The organism is Floricoccus penangensis (genome assembly GCF_001832885.1).
GTDB lineage: Bacteria > Bacillota > Bacilli > Lactobacillales > Streptococcaceae > Floricoccus > Floricoccus penangensis.
The window spans coordinates 83,704-101,250 of the sequence record NZ_MKIQ01000028.1 but is presented as its reverse complement, the minus strand read 5'-3'; the positions used below and the strand labels follow the sequence as shown (position 1 = coordinate 101,250).

Here is a 17,547-nt window from a genome sequence, read left to right as displayed (position 1 = left end):
TTGTTTTTTGGAGGGAATTATCAAGCATGACAGATAACACTTATTATATTACGACACCTATTTACTACCCATCAGGTAAATTACATATTGGATCTTCATATACTACTGTAGCTTGTGATGTATTAGCACGCTATAAACGTTTAATGGGTTTTGATGTTTTTTTCTTAACTGGTACAGATGAACATGGTCAAAAAATCGAAGAAAAAGCTAATGAGCTTGGAGTGACACCACAATCATATGTAGATGAGATGGCTAGTCAAATTCAAGAATTATGGAAGTTACTCGAAATCACTAATGATAAGTTTATCCGTACTACTGATCCTGAACATGAAAAAGCAGTAGGTCAAATATTTGAACAATTACTTGCTCAGGGTGACATCTACCTTGGTGAATATGAAGGTTGGTATTCAGTTTCTGATGAAGAATATTTTACTGAAAGCCAGTTAACAGAAGTATACCGTGATGTGGACGGTAAAGTTATTGGTGGTATTGCTCCAAGTGGACATGAAGTAGAACTTGTTAAGGAAGAATCTTATTTCTTCAAAATGAGCAAATACGCTGACAGATTAGTAGAATACTATGATGAGCATCCAGGATTTATTGATCCAGAATTTCGTAAAAATGAAATGCTTAATAACTTTATTAAGCCAGGGCTTGAGGATTTAGCAGTTACTCGTACTACATTCTCATGGGGAGTTCCAGTGCCTTCTGATCCTAAACACGTTGTCTATGTATGGATTGACGCATTATCTAACTATATTACTGCACTAGGATATGGAAGTGATGATGATTCAAACTTTAAGAAATTCTGGCCTGCTGATGTCCATATGATTGGTAAGGAAATTGTGAGATTCCATACAATTTATTGGCCAATTATGCTTATGGCTCTCGACCTTCCATTGCCTAAAAAGATTCTAGCACACGGCTGGATCGTTATGAAAGACGGTAAAATGTCCAAATCAAAAGGTAATGCTGTATACCCTGAAATGCTGGTTGAACGTTACGGTTTAGATGCATTGCGTTATTACTTAATGCGTGTAATCACATCTGAAAATGATGGTGTATTTACTCCAGAAGATTTCGTTGACCGTGTAAACTTCGATTTAGCTAATGACCTTGGAAATCTTTTAAACCGTACGGTAGCAATGATTAATAAATACTGTGATGGAGTAATTCCGGCTTATACAGGAAATGTTACTGAATTTGATGAAGACCTTAAAAATACTGCAAGTAGTGCCATCAAAGCATATCATGAAGCTCTTGACCACAATCAGTTCTCTCAAGCACTTGACCAAGTTTGGGTTTTAATTCGTCGTGCAAATAAATATATCGATGAAACAACTCCGTGGATTCTAGCTAAAGATGAAAGCAGAAAAGAAGAACTTGATTCAGTAATGGTACATTTAGCAGAGTCACTTAGAACTGTTGCTTTACTTTTACAACCAGTTTTGACACATGTACCTAAAGAAATTTTTGCTCAACTTGGACTTGATTTTGAAGATACATTTGAAAATCTTGAATTTGGAAAAATTGCAGCAAATACTAAGGTAGTTGCTAAAGGAACACCAATTTTCCCACGTCTTGATACTGAAGTAGAAGTAAACTACATTAAAGAGCAAATGTCAGGCGGAGTATCAAAAGAAGAAACTGCTGACAATGAATTCGTTCCAGAAGATACAAAACTAGTTTCAAGCAAAGAAAAAGCAATCAAATTCGAAGACTTTGATAAAGTTGAAATCAAGGTAGCTGAAGTTATCGAAGTTGAAAAAGTTGAAGGCTCAGACAAGCTCCTTAAATTCCGTTTGGATGCAGGAGATGAAGGACATCGTCAAATTCTTTCAGGAATCGCTAAATACTATCCAAATCCAGAAGAATTAGTTGGCAAAAAACTGCAAGTAGTCGCTAATTTGAAACCACGCAAGATGATGGGGTTAGTCAGCCAAGGTATGATCCTATCAGCAGAAGATGCAGATGGAAGCCTAAAAGTTTTAGTCGCTCCAGATGTTGCTAACGGTTCAGTAATCGGATAATAATGAATTAAAGGAAGTTGGTCTTTGGACTCAACTTCTTTTTCTAAATAGGAATCAACATGAAAAAAATATTTTTAATTATTATTACATTAATTCTCATAGGAGGACTTTTTATGTTTTGGAATGCAAAGAACAATAGCGACAAAGAAAAAGTTACATACTCAAAAGGAGAAGGTACAACACTAGTCTTATCAGCTCCATCGGTTGATGATAAATATTACAAGAAGGTCTTTCAAGATATTGTTGATTTCCAAACTGCTTACGCTAAAAAAGTGATAGATTCTGGTATTGATGATGTCCGTATTTGTGTGTAGATAATAAAACAAGAAAATTCTATGAGAATAAGGGTGTTGACGATGTACTTTTGACTGCTAATATTGATGATATTTGGATGCGTGACTTCACAACAGTGAATCCTAACAATCCTGTACAATTTATTTATTCCCATGCCTCTATGTCAAAAGCAGATTCAAAAAGAGTTCAAAAATCATTTACAGATTTCGCTGATGAAGCAGGCTTTGAAAGAAGAAGAAGTTCTTTAATCATTGATGGTGGAAATATAGTAGATAATCATGCTGGCATAGCAATAACAACAACTAGATTCTTAGAAGATAACAACTTATCATATCAAGAAGGAAAAGAAGAGTTAGCAAAGGCGCTTGAGGCTGAGCACGTAGCAATAATCGAACCAGACGATGAGATACTGGCTCACTCTGACGGTATGACAGCCTTCATTGATGAAAAGACCCTACTTTTATATAAATATGATGACAAAGAATTCGATGAAAGTATTCTAGATGAGCTTCAAAAATCGCTACCAGGAATTAAAATTATCACACTACCATTAAAAATCCCTAAGAATATTGAAAAATGGCCAGGTTTTGAATCAGCCTTTGGAATAAATCTAAACCTTGTCTACACTAAAGATTGCCTTTATGTACCAACATTTAGTTTAGAAAGTGATAAGGAAGTTCTGAAACTCATTGAAGAAAATACAGATAAAAAAGTCGTTCCAATAGATGCCACCAAAGTCGCAAAAATGGGAGGCAGTGTAAGGTGTTTAACATGGCAAGTGAAAGGGATCTTTGAGCAGAATTAAAGTACTATAAATTTATTTATTACACATAAAGTTGACAAAACATTAATATCTGCTAAAATTAAGGAAAATACTAGAAAAGGAGGAACATTTCATGGCTCATATGTACAACATGCAAAATAATATCATTAATCATATTTTTGATGTACGTATGATTGGTTTTACTGTTGCCATTTAGTGGGGTTAGTGCGCCCTTTTTACCAAAGATAGCTTCTTAGAGCTATACACTAAAATGACAATTAAAATCAAGAGCCGTGGGATGTTTTTCATTTAAATGAGGAGAGACTATGGAATTTTCGTAGTCTCTTTTTTCTTTGAATAAACATATCCACCTTAAGTAACAAGGAGGGAACTATGTTAGTTCAACTAAATAAAATAACAAAGAATTTTGGAGGTCTTCCTCTATTTGATAATATATCTTTATCAATTTCTGATAATCAAAGAATTGGTCTTGTCGGTAATAACGGTACAGGCAAAACAACATTATTAAAACTTTTATCAGGTCAAGAGCATCCAGAATTTGGAACTGTAAGTAAAAATAAAGGAGTCAAAGTTGGTTATCTTGAACAAAATCCAATAATAAGTGAGGATGCTGTATTCAAGCATATAATTGAAAATTTTGACCAGATAAGTAAACAAAAAAGGGAGCTATCAAGAGTTGAAAGAATGATGGCAGACCCTGAAACCTATGACGATAAGTTGCTCACTTACTACGGTCGTTTGCAAGAAGAGTTTGAAAAGCAAGGTGGTTATGAGATTGAGGACCGAGTAATTTCTGTTTTGAAAGGTCTTGATCTAGGGGATAAGTTAGAGCAAAGTCTCGACAGTTTGAGCGGTGGAGAGCGTGTGCGCGTGGAGTTAGTCAAGCTACTGGTCTCGGATTCTGATTTACTACTTCTAGACGAACCAACCAATCACCTAGATTTGGAAGGGATTTCTTGGCTGGAAAACTTTTTAAATAATTCCAAAAAAGCAGTCATTGTCGTTTCGCATGATAGGGAGTTTCTGGACAAAGTTACCCAGAGAACCATTGAGATTGAAGACAGCAAACTAATTGATTATCCTGGAAATTATTCCATCTATCAAAAGCTTAAAAAAGAGCGTGTCAAACAGATGCAAAAGGATTTCGATTTGCAGCAGGCAGAACTTGCAAGACTTAGAAAATTAGCCCGCCAATATAGGCAATGGGGGAATGAAAGTGGTGAAGAGAAGTTTTACAAAAAAGCTAAGGAAATTGAGCATCGAATTGAGAGAATGACCATACTAAAAGCTCCTGAAGCAACTAAAAAGCGTGTCCGTGTTGACATATCAACTACGATTAAAGCCAGTAAGGAACTAGTAAAAGTTATTGATTTATGCAAAATAATGGGTGAAAAAATACTATTTGAAGACTCAGACTTTATTATTTTCAAAGGTGAGCGAATTGCAGTTATGGGTGAAAATGGTTCTGGGAAATCAACCTTACTCAAAATAATTTTAGGACAAATATCACCAGACCAAGGAAATGTGAAAATCAGTGACTCAGTTCAAATCGGCTACCTTCCACAGGTAATAAAATTTGATAAAGAAAATCAAAGAATCATTGAATATACTAAAGATATAACTGGAAATGAAGAAAGAGCTAGAAGGGAACTTGCTAAATTTGGTTTTTATGCCGGTGATGTGAGTAAGAGATTAAAAGACCTATCAGGGGGAGAAAAGGTTAGATTATACTTATTAAAAATCTTTCAAAATAAAATTAACCTATTAATCATGGACGAACCAACCAATCACCTTGATATTTTTGCTAGAGAAGAAGTTGAAAAAATTCTCGCAAATTACCAAGGAACATTATTAGCAGTATCCCATGATAGATATTTCCTCAAGAAAAATTTTGATAAAACACTTCTTGTAGATGATGGGAGAGTTGAGAAGTATGGGCAACTGATATTGTAAGAAAATAAGTATTTGACTTCATTCACCCATCATCATGTTAGTTGGGATATGTATATATACAAAATAAAATTTAGTGTATAATGTATAGATAATAATTATGATTGTGAGTAGGAGTGTATTATGAGGAAAAGTGAAGAGTTTCGAATTTCGTTTTTAATTGGTAATGGGTTTGATATCAAATTACTTAAGGAAAAACATTCGAATAATTTAACAACATATTCAGCATTTTATGAGTGGCTTAAAAGTAATGAACCAAATAAAAAAAATATAATATATAATAGTATTAGAGAATCTCAAAATAATAGTGATTGGGAAAAATGGTCAGATTTTGAGCTAGGACTGGTAAATGAAATTATTCCAATGGTTTCTAATCCAGAAAAAAATTATGAAATTGAACATTTTTTAAATGATTATATGGAACTTCAGTTGTCCTTTTCTAAATTTTTAAATCAGACAGTAACTCCAGAATTATTACTAGCAGCAAGTGAAATTGATTCAGAGCCCTTTTTACAAAACTTTTTGAAAGATTTATCTGAACAAAGTTTTAATGAAATAAGAAAACCAGATAGTCGTTTTGGTAAGTATTTGTCAAGTAATGGAAAAGCAATAAAACTAAAATATGATTTTTATAATTTTAATTATACAAGTCTGCTTGATAACTATCTATTTAATGATGTTAACTTGAAGCCATTTTCAAGTACTAATAATAATTCTAAATTTTTCCACGATGAAGTCAAAGATAAAGAAACAGGGTGGTATATATCTAGAGATGTAAATATTTATCATCCACATGGAAGACAGGAAATATCTCCATCAATTCTTTTTGGAGTTAGTGAGGGAGATCAACTAGGTACATCTTATGACAATGATCTTAAAAGATTTATAAAATCAGAGTGGATAAATGTGAAAAGTGGAAATTTTGATAGGATTGATTCTACAGATTTATTTGTAATTATGGGGCATTCTATAGGAGAATCAGATAAATGGTGGTGGAAAAAACTAGCAAAGTTAATGTTAGAAAAAGACAAACCTAAACACCTCATTATTTATCAGTTTGGAGATGAAAAGTTAAAAGAAAATTTTATTAATTGTATTGAAAAGTATTCAGATGGTATTCAACATGGTTTTAATAATGATAGTTTACTAAAATTAGAGAAACTTATTCATATTATTAAGTTTACCGAAGATAATCCACCAGCGTTTGCATTTAATTTTTAAGGAGATAACATGACTTTTGAAGAAATTTTACCTGATTTAAAACAAGGAAAGAAATTCGTTCGTTCTGGTTGGGGTGGAGCTGAAAACTTCATCAAACTTTACGATTCAATAACTTTAGATGACGGTCAAGAATTACAGGTTACACCATACTTTCTAATCAACGTTACAGGTGACGGTGAAGGATACTCTATGTGGAGTCCAACACCATGCGACGTTTTGGCGACTGATTGGGTAGCCGTAAATGACTGATTTTAGCAATAAAAAAATCCTTGTCACAGGTGTTGCAAGTGGAATAGGCCTAGCGCAAGCTAAGGCTTTTCTTGAAGCAGGGGCTAGCGTTTGGGGTATTGATAAAAATTTACTATCAGAAGAAATCAGGGGACTAAATTTCATTCAAGCTGATTTATCTTCATGTGATTTTGATGAACTAAAGGAAAAGTTACCTGATAAATTTGATATCCTATGTAATACTGCTGGAATTCTAGATAATTACAAACCACTTCTTGAAACAAGTGAGGCTGAGTTTGAAAATGTTATGCTGACAAATTTCATGTCAATGGTTAAAATGACAAGACTTTTTCTACCAAAAATGATTGAAGAAAAATCAGGAATTATCATCAACATGGCAAGTATTGCAAGTCTTGTGGCTGGAGGAGGTGGAGCTGCCTATACTTCTAGCAAGCACGCTGTCGCAGGCTTTACTAAGCAATTAGCTCTTGATTATGCAAGAAGTGGAGTCGGTGTATTTGCAATCGCACCCGGTGCCATTCAAACTGCTATGACGAAGGCTGACTTTGAAGGTGATGGGAAAATGGCTGCCTGGGTTGCTGAAGAAACACCAGTTGGACGATGGGCGCAACCTGAGGAAGTAGCAGACCTAACTTTATTTCTAGCATCTGGCAAGGCAAGCTATATGCAAGGTGCAATCATTCCTTTAGATGGTGGCTGGCTTCTAAAATAAGGGGTTAGATGAAAGGATATTATGAATCATAAAATTGGGATAATTTCAGATATACATGGTAACTTTACCGCCTTGAAGGCTGTGATTGAAGATGCAAAGAAATCTGGTGTGACAGAATATTGGCTACTAGGCGATATTGTATTACCAGGACCAGGAGCAAATGAATTGTTTGATTACTTGTCTACCCTACCAATAACTGTTAAAGTACGAGGAAATTGGGATGATTGCTTCTTGGAAGCAATTGGAAAAGAAAATTCTTTGGAAACTCCATCAGATGTTTATATTACACGATTAAGTCAGTATCTAAAAGAAAACTTGGATGAAAAGTATATTGATGAATTAAAGAGTACGCCACTTTATATTGAAAAAGAAGTAAATGGTATAGAAATATTGATTAGTCATAATTTGCCTAATCAAAATTGGGGTCGTGGTCTTTTAGCGACAAATTCTACTGAGGATTTTGATATGTTATTTACTGATTCAGATTATGATATGGCAATATACGGTCATATTCATACTCAACTAATACGCTATAGTAGTAAAATGCAAATTATTTTAAATCCAGGAACAGTTGGTCAGCCGTTTTCAATGTGGAAAAAATTTGAAAATGACCTTAGGGCTCAATATGCAATTTTAGAATTTGATGATTTTGGTTTGGGAAATATCCAACTCAAAAAGGTTTTGTTTGATATTGAAGAAGAGCTAGAACTTGCTAAAAAAGAAAATTTACCATACTTAGACTTATATGAAGAGCAACTTAAAACGGGAGTAGTTCATACTCATGATGAAGAATTACTAGAAAAAATTAACATCAAAAATGGCTATTTAGCTGACGTAAAAGAGTATTTCAGATTTCAATGAAATACTTTTTTTATCCCAAAAAGTATTTCATTTACATAAAGTTTTCAAATTATTTACATTGGATTTACACAAGACCTTATAATTTTAAGATAGAATAATCATGTTGGTTCAATTAATCACTTGTTTAATAAATGAACTAATTAATATCATTAGATTAATACTTAAAATTAGATGGAGACAGTAGGAAAAGTGAAAAAGAATAAATTATTCAAAGTTGGTATGGTTTTAGCAATGGGGACTTTGCTTACGGGATGTGCTAGTGGGACAGGAGCTAGTAAATCAACAAGCAACAGCAAAGGCAAAGTGAAAAATGTTATCTTCATGATTGGTGACGGTATGGGAAATTCTTATACTTCTGGATATCGTTACTACAAAGCTAATGGTGGTGAAAGATTTGTTTCACAGACTGAATTTGATAAATATTTGATTGGACAACAAGCTACTTATCCTGAAGATCCCAAACAAAATGTTACCGACTCTGCTTCAGCAGCTACAGCTATGGCAGCAGGAGTTAAAACATATAATAATGCAATTGGTCTAGACAATGATTTGTCGGATACTGAAAGCGTCTTGGAACGTGCTAAAAAGAAAGGTAAGTCGACTGGGTTAGTTGCTACCTCAGAAATTACTCACGCAACACCAGCAGGTTACGGTGCTCATGAAGCAACACGTAAAAGTATGGATAGAATTGCTGATGACTACTTTGATGAAAAAATTGATGGCAAACATAAGATTGATGTACTTTTAGGCGGTGGTTCAAAATTATTTGAACGTGATGAAAGAAATCTTGTAAAAGAATTTGAAAAAGATGGTTATAGCCATGTTACTGACAAAAAATCATTAGAAGCTGACAATAGTGATCAAATTCTAGGACTATTTGCAACTGGTGGACTACCTAAGATGATTGACCGTACAGATGAAACGCCATCACTTGCTGACATGACGGATGCAGCAATCAAACGTCTTGATAAAAATAAAGATGGATTTTTCCTTATGGTTGAAGGAAGTCAAATTGACTGGGCAGGACATAGTAACGATATTGTTGGTGCTATGAGTGAGATGGAAGACTTCGAAGCAGCCTTTAAAAAAGCAATTGAGTTTGCTGAAAAAGATGGTGAAACAATTGTTATTGCGACTGCCGACCATTCAACAGGCGGACTTTCAATTGCTGCTGATGATGTTTACAATTGGGATACTAAGCCAATTCATCAAGCTAAAAGAACTCCAGATTTCATGGCAGAAGAAATTCTTGAAAAAGGTGATGTAAAGAAAACATTAAAAGACTATATTGGATTTGATCTAACTGATGAAGAGATTGCTTCAGTTGAGAAGACTGTTAAAGATGCACAAGAGCTTAATAAAACTAACAATGAAAAAGCAGTTGATGCAGTAGCAATTCCAATTCGTAAAATCTTTGACGTTCATTCAAATACTGGTTGGACAACAAAAGGTCATACGGGAGAAGACGTTAACGTTTATGCCTTTGGCCCTCAATCTGACCTATTCAAAGGTCAAATTGAAAATACAGACCAAGCAAAACTAATCTTTGGACTAATCGAAGGGACTAACAAAAAAGAAGATGTTAAAGACGTAGAGAAAAAATAATCAAAAACAGGATAATTTCCTGTTTTTTTGTGAAAAAAATTAATAAATTTTCAATAAAAAATTTACATTTAATTTGCAAAAAATTTACATAATATTAGTTGAAGTAGACGTATATCCTATATATACTAGTTTAAGTGGTAATATCACATAGCTAATATATTTAATCAGAAATTTAATATATGTTACTATTAAACTTTGTGAATTTTATTGAATATATTGTAAGGATAAGTGTAATTAGAACAAAATTATTATTTAAGAAAAGGAATTATTTTTTATTATGTATTCAATTGAGCTTAAAAATTTATCAAAATCATTTGATGGTCAAGAAAATATTTTATCAGATATTTCATTGAACATTTTATCAGAAGAGTTTTTTGTTTTAGTAGGACCTTCTGGTTGTGGAAAGAGTACTTTGCTTCGTATGATTGCAGGACTTGAGCAAGTAGAGCAAGGAAGTATATATCTCCAAGGTGAAGATGTTAGTCAATTTTCACCACAGCAGAGAAAGATTTCGATGGTTTTTCAGAACTACGCACTTTTCCCTCACATGACTGTTAGGGAAAACATCTTATTTGGTCTTGATAATAAAAGTGTGTCAAGTAATCAGTTGGATGAACGATTAAAAACAGCTGTTGAGATGACTAACCTTGATAACTATCTAGATCGAAAGCCAAAACAATTATCGGGTGGGCAAAGGCAACGTGTGGCACTAGCAAGAGCTATTGCTAGCCGTCGTGCAATTTGCTTGATGGATGAACCACTTTCAAATTTAGATGCGGAGCTACGTGAAAAAATGCGTACACAAATAAAAAATCTTCAAAGAGAATTGAAGATGACAATTGTTTACGTAACTCATGATCAGACGGAAGCTATGACAATGGGTGATCGTATTGCAGTTCTTAATAAGGGGATAATTCAACAGGTTGGTAAGCCTTTGGAGCTATATAATAATCCTCAAAATACATTTGTTGCCGGATTTATTGGTACTCCTAGAATGAATTTATTGAACCTCACAAAAATTAACAATCAAATTATGTCTGATGGAAAAACCATTGTAGTTGATTTGGATAATAAGCAATTAGAGTCATTAGAAAAGCATCGTAAAATGACAGTAGGTGTAAGGCCAGAGCACTTTGAGATTGCTTCAAAAGAGGATTCGAATTTAAGTGCTGAGATAATAAATATTGAGCAACTTGGAGACGAAACAATCTTAATTTTCAATGTTGAGGGTCAACAATTATTGGCGAAATTAGACGGTCAGCATTTGCTAAATGTTGGTGATCAAATCAATTTAAAAATCAAACAAAATGAATTGCATTTCTTTGATGGGTTAACTGATAAACGTATTGTTGTTGGAGGGAACGAAGTAAATGAAGATTAAAAATAAGGACTTAAAGCAAGCCACGTTATTTCTAGGTCCTTCACTTATTTTATTTGGATTATTTGTTTTCTATCCAATGATAAAAACTATTTATACGAGTTTGTTTTTAACAAATACTGCAGGAATTAATATTTCATTTGTTGGATTAGAAAATTATTTTACAGCCTTTTCTTCCAGCGTTTTTAAAAGCGGATTTTTAGCAACAATATTCTTTGTATTATTAACAGTTCCATTAACAATATTCTTTGGTTTTATTTTAGCTTACCTAACTAGTACTAAAATGAAGGGAATTGGAATTTTTCGTTTGATTTTTTCTTCAACAATGGGTATTTCGGTTGCAGCATCATCAATATTCTGGCTTTTTCTTTTTAATCCTATTAATGGTTACTTAAATAAATTTTTAGGATTATTTAATATTGCACCTATTGGATGGCTTACAGATCCAAAATGGGCAATTATATCCCTTGCAATTGCAACAACATGGATGAATAGTGGTTTTGCCTATATTATTTTCTTAGGAGGTATTCAATCACTTGATAATTCGTTACTAGAAGCTGCAGCTATCCAAGGGGTGAAACCTTTATATCTAATACGTAAAGTAATACTACCTCTTTTATCTCCAACATTTTATTTCGTCACAACTGTAAGTATAATTCAAGCATTCCAAGCATTCGGACAAATTGATATGCTGACAAAAGGTGGCCCAAATAATGCTACGAATACATTGGTATATCAAGTTTATCAAGATGCGTTTATCAATTTAAATAGTGGACGTGCAAGTGCAGAAGCAGTTGTTTTATTCATTGTCATACTAATTATTACTTTGATTCAAACAAAATTTAGTGAAAGTAAGGTACATTATCAATGAGAACAAATATCGAGAGTAATAATTGGCATAAATTAATTTTATATATTGTCTTAATAGGATTATCTTTGATTTATCTTCTCCCTTTGCTATCAAGTGTTTTTATAAGTTTGATTTCGAGTACGGATTATTTAAATGGGGATATATTTCCAAAACATGTGACCTTTGAAAATTTCATTAAAGGTTGGAGCGATAATAATATTGGACGTCTACTTTTTAATAGTACAATCGTTTCATTACTAATTGTTAGTGCTCAGATCTTAGTTAGTAGTCTAGCGGCATATGCTTTCGTATTTTTGGACTTTCGTTTTAGAGATCAAATATTTTTCATTTTTTTGATGACCATGATGATTCCCTTTGAAGCGACATTTATCTCCAATTTTCAAACAATTAAATTTTTTGGATTAATTGATACATACTATGGTATTGCATTACCTTCATTCGCATCAGCTTTCTCAACATTCTTTCTTCGTCAGACTTTCAAACAAGTTCCTGATGAATTAATAGAAGCATGTCAAATTGCGGGATTTAGCCATTGGAAAATTTATAAAGAAGTTGTAATGCCAATTGCCAAGCAAAGCTTAATTACACTATCTATTTATCAGTTTCTAGTTGCTTGGAATATGTACTTATGGCCGTTACTTGTAACTACAAATGCTAAGGTGCGTACTGTACAAATTGGATTACGACAAATTCAAACAGAGGAAGCATTAACTCAATGGGGAGTAGTAATGGCTTCAGCTATAATGGTTGCTATTCCTACTTTACTAATTCTATACTTCAGCCAAAAACGATTACAGGACGGTTTAGCTGAAGGTGCCATTAAATAAGGAGTAAAATTTTGTCAAAAAAAATAGTAGGATTATTATTTACAATTCTTTGCCTGACAAGTATTGTAGGTATTTTTAGTCAAAAAAATATTGTTGCTTCTGAGAAAGAAACTCGTCAAAAAATCACTTTCTGGCATGCTATGGGAGGCGATTTGAAGATTGCATTGGAAGATATTGTAAATGATTATAATAAGTCCCAAGATAAATATGAAGTAATACCAAATTATCAAGGTCAGTATGCAGAAAATTTAGCTAAATTCCAAAGTGTTGCAGGAACCAGTGTAGCTCCTAATTTACTTCAAGTTCAGGAAATTGGTTCAAAAACGATGATCAATAATAAGAGATACATTCCTGTCAGTAAAATGGCAGAACGTGATAACTTTGATCTATCAATAATTGAAGATCAAATAGCAGCTTATTATAGTGTGGATGGAAAGTTACAATCGTCTCCCTTCAATAGTTCAACTCCAGTTTTATATTATAATAAAGAGGTATTAAAGCAGGTTGGCTATGATAGTTTCCCAGCAACTTATGAAGAAATTAAAGATGCTGGACGAAAGATGAAAGAAAAAGGAATTTCTACAAAAGGTTTTTCTTTACAAGTTTATGGTTGGTTATTTGAAGAGTTACTAGCAAATCAAGATATTTTATTATTAAATCAAGAAAATGGAACAACAGGAATGCCGACCGAAGTATTATTTAATAATAAAGAAACCAGAGAAATGATGCAATGGATTGTTGATATGATTAAAGAAGGCACTTTTGTAAATTATGGAACAAGTGATAATGATATGACTGCTGGTTTCTTAAATGGAGATGTATCGATGATTCTGGCATCTTCTGCCTCAGCAACTCAAATCTTAAGTTCAGCTAAGTTTGATGTTGGAATTGGCTACCTTCCTTATCCAGAAAATGGAGAACGTACTGGAGTTGCAATTGGAGGAGCTAGTGTTTGGACTATGAAAGACAAGCCGGAAAAAGAAATAGCTGGTTCTTGGGATTTCTTGAAATATGTTATGAAGCCTGATGTTCAAGCAAAATGGTCTCTTGCAACTGGATATTTTCCGATAAATAAGGAAAGCTATAAAGAAAAATCATTGATAGATGCCTATGCTAAAAATACAGAGTTGGAACAACCAAGTAAACAGCTCCATTCGACAAAAAATGTCCCAGCAACTCAGGGTGCTAAGACAACAATTATTACAGAATCAAGAAAGATAATTGAAGCAGGAATGGAAAAAATTTATAATGGTGGAGATATAGATTCAACTTTAAATCAAGTATCCAAGGATATAAACCAAGCACTGACACAAGCAAATCGTGTTAATAAATAGAGTTAAGAAGCATTTCAAATATATGAGATGCTTTTTTGCTAAATTATTATTTAATAAAAATGATATAATTTAGTAAATAAATCAAAAAATAAAAGGGGAATATTATGGTCAAAAATAAAGCATTAGTCTTACTTTATGAAAATATGTCAATGAGTGAGATTACATTATTAACTGATTACTTAACAGTATTTCAGCCGATGAATGAATGGTGGGAAATTGACACAGTAAGTTCTGAGGATAAAAAAATGATTAGATCAGAAGACTTTTTCCAGTTAGTACCCAATAAAAGTTTTTCTGAAATCAATTTTGAAGAATATAATTTGATTTTATTTAGTGGTGACATTGACCCCGTTGCTGTAACAGAAGATAAAAGTCTAATTGATTTTCTAAAACCATTATCTGATATGACTAATCGTCCACTGATAGCTGCCATTTCTTCAGCACCAATGATATTGGCTAAAGCTGGTATCCTAAAAGGAGTGAAATTCACAGCAGGATTATTTGAAGAGACTTATAATGAATTTGACTTTTTAGAAAAAGAAAATGTAGTCAGACAACCAGTAGTTTACGATGAGGAGCATGGAATAATCACTGCAATTGGTTTTGCTTACCGTGAATTTGCTGTCAAGGTTGCACAAATATTAGGCTATGATATACCTGACAATTCATTTTCAGGAGTACCAAAAGGACATGCTTATACTGAAGAAGAATTAACATTTTATATGAATCCAGAAAACAGATAGTAATTGAAGTTCATATAAATGATACTAAATGCAAGTTTTTGATATAAATGTACTTAATAATTGACAATAAATACTAATAGATGTATTATCTCAATGGCTTAATAACGGATTATTAATGTAGTTCAATAAAAATTTATTGTAAATGAGAGGTTTTGATATATGACTAAAGGAAGACTTGAGGCTATAGTAGATGCAGTTTTAGCAATTATAATGACAATTTTAGTGTTGGAAATACATCTACCTGAGAATAATCACTCTGTTGAAGCTTTGATTGAAATTTCACCAAAATTTCTTGCATATATTGTCTCATTTGTCTTCATAGCTGTTGCTTGGATTAATCATCATTTTATATTTACTAAGGTAGAAAAAATAAATTCTGCTACTTTAGGATTTAATTTCTTCTTCTTGTTTTGTGCCTCACTCTTACCAGCAACTACAGCTTGGTTAGGTTCAGACATGCATGCAACAGTTCCCGCGGTATTATATGCAAGTAACATCACACTATTTAACATTTCAGTAGGATTAGTTAGACAAAATATAACTAGCTTAAATCATTTCATTGATCCAAGATCAAAACTTGAATTGATTTCCTTTATAATAAATGTTATCAGTTTGGTTATGACATTCATTTGGCCACCAGCGGTATATGTTGGTTTACTGATGAATTTGATACTGTGGACTGTTGTAAATGCAAATATGAATAATAAATAAAAAACTGTGAAATTTTTTACAGATATTGCACTTGAAATCTAGATAATTTCAAGTGTTTTTTAGTGTATCGACTATTTTTATCATGTTATATTTACAAATTAAGAAGCTTTGTTGGAAATTAAGGAAATCTTTATGTTAATAGTCCAATTGTTACATTTTATATATTTTAATATATTTCTATGATCTCGTCGATTTGTATAATTTGTTTTAGTGCATATTTTAGAGTTAGATGTATATAATTTTTAATAGTATATTATATATTGAAAACTGTGAGAGAAAAAATTTATAGCAAAAAATTTAAAGAATTATTTTATCTTTAGGTGTATAATTAAATCATATCAAAATTACAAGGAGCTAGATTTTCATGGTACAACCGTTATTTTTAAAACCTGTTCTACAAGAAAAAATATGGGGTGGCAAACGCCTGGAAGAGTTTGGCTATGATTTACTAACAGATAAGATAGGTGAATTATGGGCAATTTCTGGACACCCTAATGGTCTATCAGTTGTTGAAAATGGACCTTTTAAAGGTGAAACTTTAGATGAATTATACATAAATCAGCCACAATTATTTGGTAATCCAGATGACCAAGTATTTCCTTTACTTACAAAAATCTTAGATGCAAATGAATGGTTAAGTGTACAAGTCCATCCAAATGATGCATATTCATTGCCTGAAGAAGGTGAACTTGGGAAAACTGAATGCTGGTATATTATTGATGCTGAGCCAGGTGCTGAAATCATCTTTGGGCATACTGCTCAAACAAAGGAAGAACTCATACAACTGGTTGATGAAGAAAAATGGGACGATTTACTTACAAAGGTTCCTGTCAAAAAAGGCGACTTTTTCTATGTACCAAGTGGGACTATGCATGCCATTGGGCCAGGAGTACTTGTTCTCGAAACACAACAGTCAAGTGACATAACATATCGAGTTTACGATTTTGACCGTAAGGATGACCAAGGAAATCTGCGCGAACTCCATATCAAAAAAGCACTAGACGTTCTAACAGTACCTGCTAAAGAAAACCAAGCACAGCCTCAAACAAGTTTATATGATGATGCTAAAATCACAGAACTTATCAAATCAGACTTTTTCGCAGTCGAAAAATGGCAAATACATGGAGATATGGCCTTTGCTAAAAAAGCTCCATATACTTTGGCTACAGTCATTGATGGTCAAGGAATTTTGACAGTGGATGGTCAGGACTTTCCAATTGAAAAAGGACAATCTTTTATTTTAACCGATGACATATCTACATGGACAATCTCAGGTCAACTTGAAGTAGTTGCAAGTACAAAATAATAATTGACAAGAGCAGGTTTTACTGTTCTTTTGTTTTTTGATTTTTAAATTAAAAAATGATATTATAGACAAAAAAATAGAGGTGTATTATGAGAATATGGAAAGTGGTATCAGTAATAGAAGTTGTTTTACTTGTAATTACAGCATTGTTCATATGGTTTAGGTCATTTGACGGTCATGGGGCAGTAAATAATATGGAAAATAAACTTATGTCTTTATTAGTGCTTGCTATTTTTGCTCTAATATTATTAGCTATTCAATTAGTCTGGTTCTACCAAATTAAAAAGAGATAAATACTGAAAATATTAACTTGATAGATAGGTTAGCTCATTTTTGATTTTTATTGCGAAAAATGATACTCTTAGTAAAAAAATTAGGAGTTATTTATGAAAACTTGGAAATTAATAAATATTATTCTTGCAGTCTTTTTCGTTGGTTTTGCTTTGTATATTTGGTTTGGTACAAATCCAAGTCCAGGAGATGATAACAGAATATTCTATATATCAATCTTGGCTGCTTGTGCAGTGTTAGTGTATATGATACAACTAATTTGTGAGATAGTTATTAAATATAGAAATCGAGAAAAATAATCAGTAAAAAATTCTCATGAGAGGATTTTTTTTGTATCTAATTTTATAATTTAATGTCTATTAAATAAATAGTAATGAGTG

At 32.7% G+C, this 17,547-nt stretch carries 18 protein-coding genes; all 18 read left to right on the top strand.

Annotated features, from left to right (window positions below; genetic code table 11):
- Positions 1–26 precede the first annotated feature (26 nt).
- The 18 genes from metG (at position 27) to BG262_RS06985 (ending at position 17,466) form a co-directional block, all read left to right on the top strand.
- Positions 27–2,030: a methionine--tRNA ligase gene (gene metG / locus BG262_RS07065; protein WP_070788190.1), complete on the top strand. Its 2,004-nt coding sequence runs from the start codon at positions 27–29 to the stop codon at positions 2,028–2,030.
- A gap of 113 nt (positions 2,031–2,143) precedes the next feature.
- Complete coding sequence (locus tag BG262_RS10880; RefSeq protein WP_206598550.1) at positions 2,144–2,344, top strand: hypothetical protein; 201 nt, start codon at positions 2,144–2,146, stop codon at positions 2,342–2,344.
- A complete protein-coding gene (locus BG262_RS07060; RefSeq protein ID WP_206598549.1) occupies positions 2,335–3,129 on the top strand; it encodes an agmatine deiminase family protein in 795 nt (264 codons plus the stop codon). Before BG262_RS10880 ends, BG262_RS07060 begins: the two co-directional genes overlap by 10 nt.
- 351 nt (positions 3,130–3,480) lie before the next feature.
- On the top strand, positions 3,481–5,061 hold the full coding sequence (gene abc-f, locus BG262_RS07055; protein ID WP_070788189.1) for a ribosomal protection-like ABC-F family protein: 1,581 nt from the start codon (positions 3,481–3,483) through the stop codon (positions 5,059–5,061).
- 120 nt (positions 5,062–5,181) lie between these two features.
- A complete protein-coding gene (locus tag BG262_RS07050; RefSeq protein WP_070788188.1) occupies positions 5,182–6,279 on the top strand; it encodes an AbiH family protein in 1,098 nt (365 codons plus the stop codon).
- A gap of 9 nt (positions 6,280–6,288) precedes the next feature.
- On the top strand, positions 6,289–6,528 hold the full coding sequence (locus BG262_RS07045; protein ID WP_070788187.1) for a DUF2829 domain-containing protein: 240 nt from the start codon (positions 6,289–6,291) through the stop codon (positions 6,526–6,528).
- Positions 6,521–7,240: a 3-oxoacyl-ACP reductase gene (locus tag BG262_RS07040; RefSeq protein ID WP_070788186.1), complete on the top strand. Its 720-nt coding sequence runs from the start codon at positions 6,521–6,523 to the stop codon at positions 7,238–7,240. The genes BG262_RS07045 and BG262_RS07040 overlap by 8 nt, the downstream gene beginning before the upstream one ends.
- 21 nt (positions 7,241–7,261) lie before the next feature.
- Positions 7,262–8,101, top strand: coding sequence for a metallophosphoesterase family protein (locus tag BG262_RS07035; protein ID WP_070788185.1), 840 nt, complete (start codon positions 7,262–7,264; stop codon positions 8,099–8,101).
- 171 nt (positions 8,102–8,272) lie between these two features.
- On the top strand, positions 8,273–9,706 hold the full coding sequence (locus BG262_RS07030; protein ID WP_083312935.1) for an alkaline phosphatase: 1,434 nt from the start codon (positions 8,273–8,275) through the stop codon (positions 9,704–9,706).
- A 277-nt stretch (positions 9,707–9,983) separates the two neighbouring features.
- The gene (locus BG262_RS07025) at positions 9,984–11,087 is read left to right on the top strand and encodes an ABC transporter ATP-binding protein (protein WP_070788184.1); all 1,104 of its coding nucleotides are present in this window, start codon (positions 9,984–9,986) and stop codon (positions 11,085–11,087) included.
- Complete coding sequence (locus BG262_RS07020; RefSeq protein ID WP_070788183.1) at positions 11,077–11,955, top strand: carbohydrate ABC transporter permease; 879 nt, start codon at positions 11,077–11,079, stop codon at positions 11,953–11,955. The genes BG262_RS07025 and BG262_RS07020 overlap by 11 nt, the downstream gene beginning before the upstream one ends.
- Positions 11,952–12,782, top strand: a complete 831-nt coding sequence (locus BG262_RS07015; RefSeq protein WP_070788182.1) for a carbohydrate ABC transporter permease — start codon at positions 11,952–11,954, stop codon at positions 12,780–12,782. Before BG262_RS07020 ends, BG262_RS07015 begins: the two co-directional genes overlap by 4 nt.
- A gap of 11 nt (positions 12,783–12,793) precedes the next feature.
- The gene (locus tag BG262_RS07010; protein ID WP_070788181.1) at positions 12,794–14,116 is read left to right on the top strand and encodes an ABC transporter substrate-binding protein; all 1,323 of its coding nucleotides are present in this window, start codon (positions 12,794–12,796) and stop codon (positions 14,114–14,116) included.
- Positions 14,117–14,220: 104 nt separating this feature from the next.
- Positions 14,221–14,859 carry a DJ-1/PfpI family protein gene (locus BG262_RS07005; RefSeq protein ID WP_070788180.1) on the top strand — a complete coding sequence of 213 codons (639 nt, stop codon included), beginning with the start codon at positions 14,221–14,223 and terminating at the stop codon, positions 14,857–14,859.
- A gap of 159 nt (positions 14,860–15,018) precedes the next feature.
- On the top strand, positions 15,019–15,570 hold the full coding sequence (locus BG262_RS07000; RefSeq protein WP_070788179.1) for a TMEM175 family protein: 552 nt from the start codon (positions 15,019–15,021) through the stop codon (positions 15,568–15,570).
- A gap of 364 nt (positions 15,571–15,934) precedes the next feature.
- On the top strand, positions 15,935–16,876 hold the full coding sequence (gene manA / locus BG262_RS06995) for a mannose-6-phosphate isomerase, class I (protein ID WP_070788178.1): 942 nt from the start codon (positions 15,935–15,937) through the stop codon (positions 16,874–16,876).
- Positions 16,877–16,965: 89 nt separating this feature from the next.
- Positions 16,966–17,169: a DUF3923 family protein gene (locus BG262_RS06990; protein ID WP_070788177.1), complete on the top strand. Its 204-nt coding sequence runs from the start codon at positions 16,966–16,968 to the stop codon at positions 17,167–17,169.
- A gap of 93 nt (positions 17,170–17,262) precedes the next feature.
- Entirely contained in the window at positions 17,263–17,466 is a 204-nt protein-coding gene (locus BG262_RS06985; protein WP_070788176.1) for a TMEM199/VMA12 family protein, read from the top strand.
- Positions 17,467–17,547 lie beyond the last annotated feature (81 nt).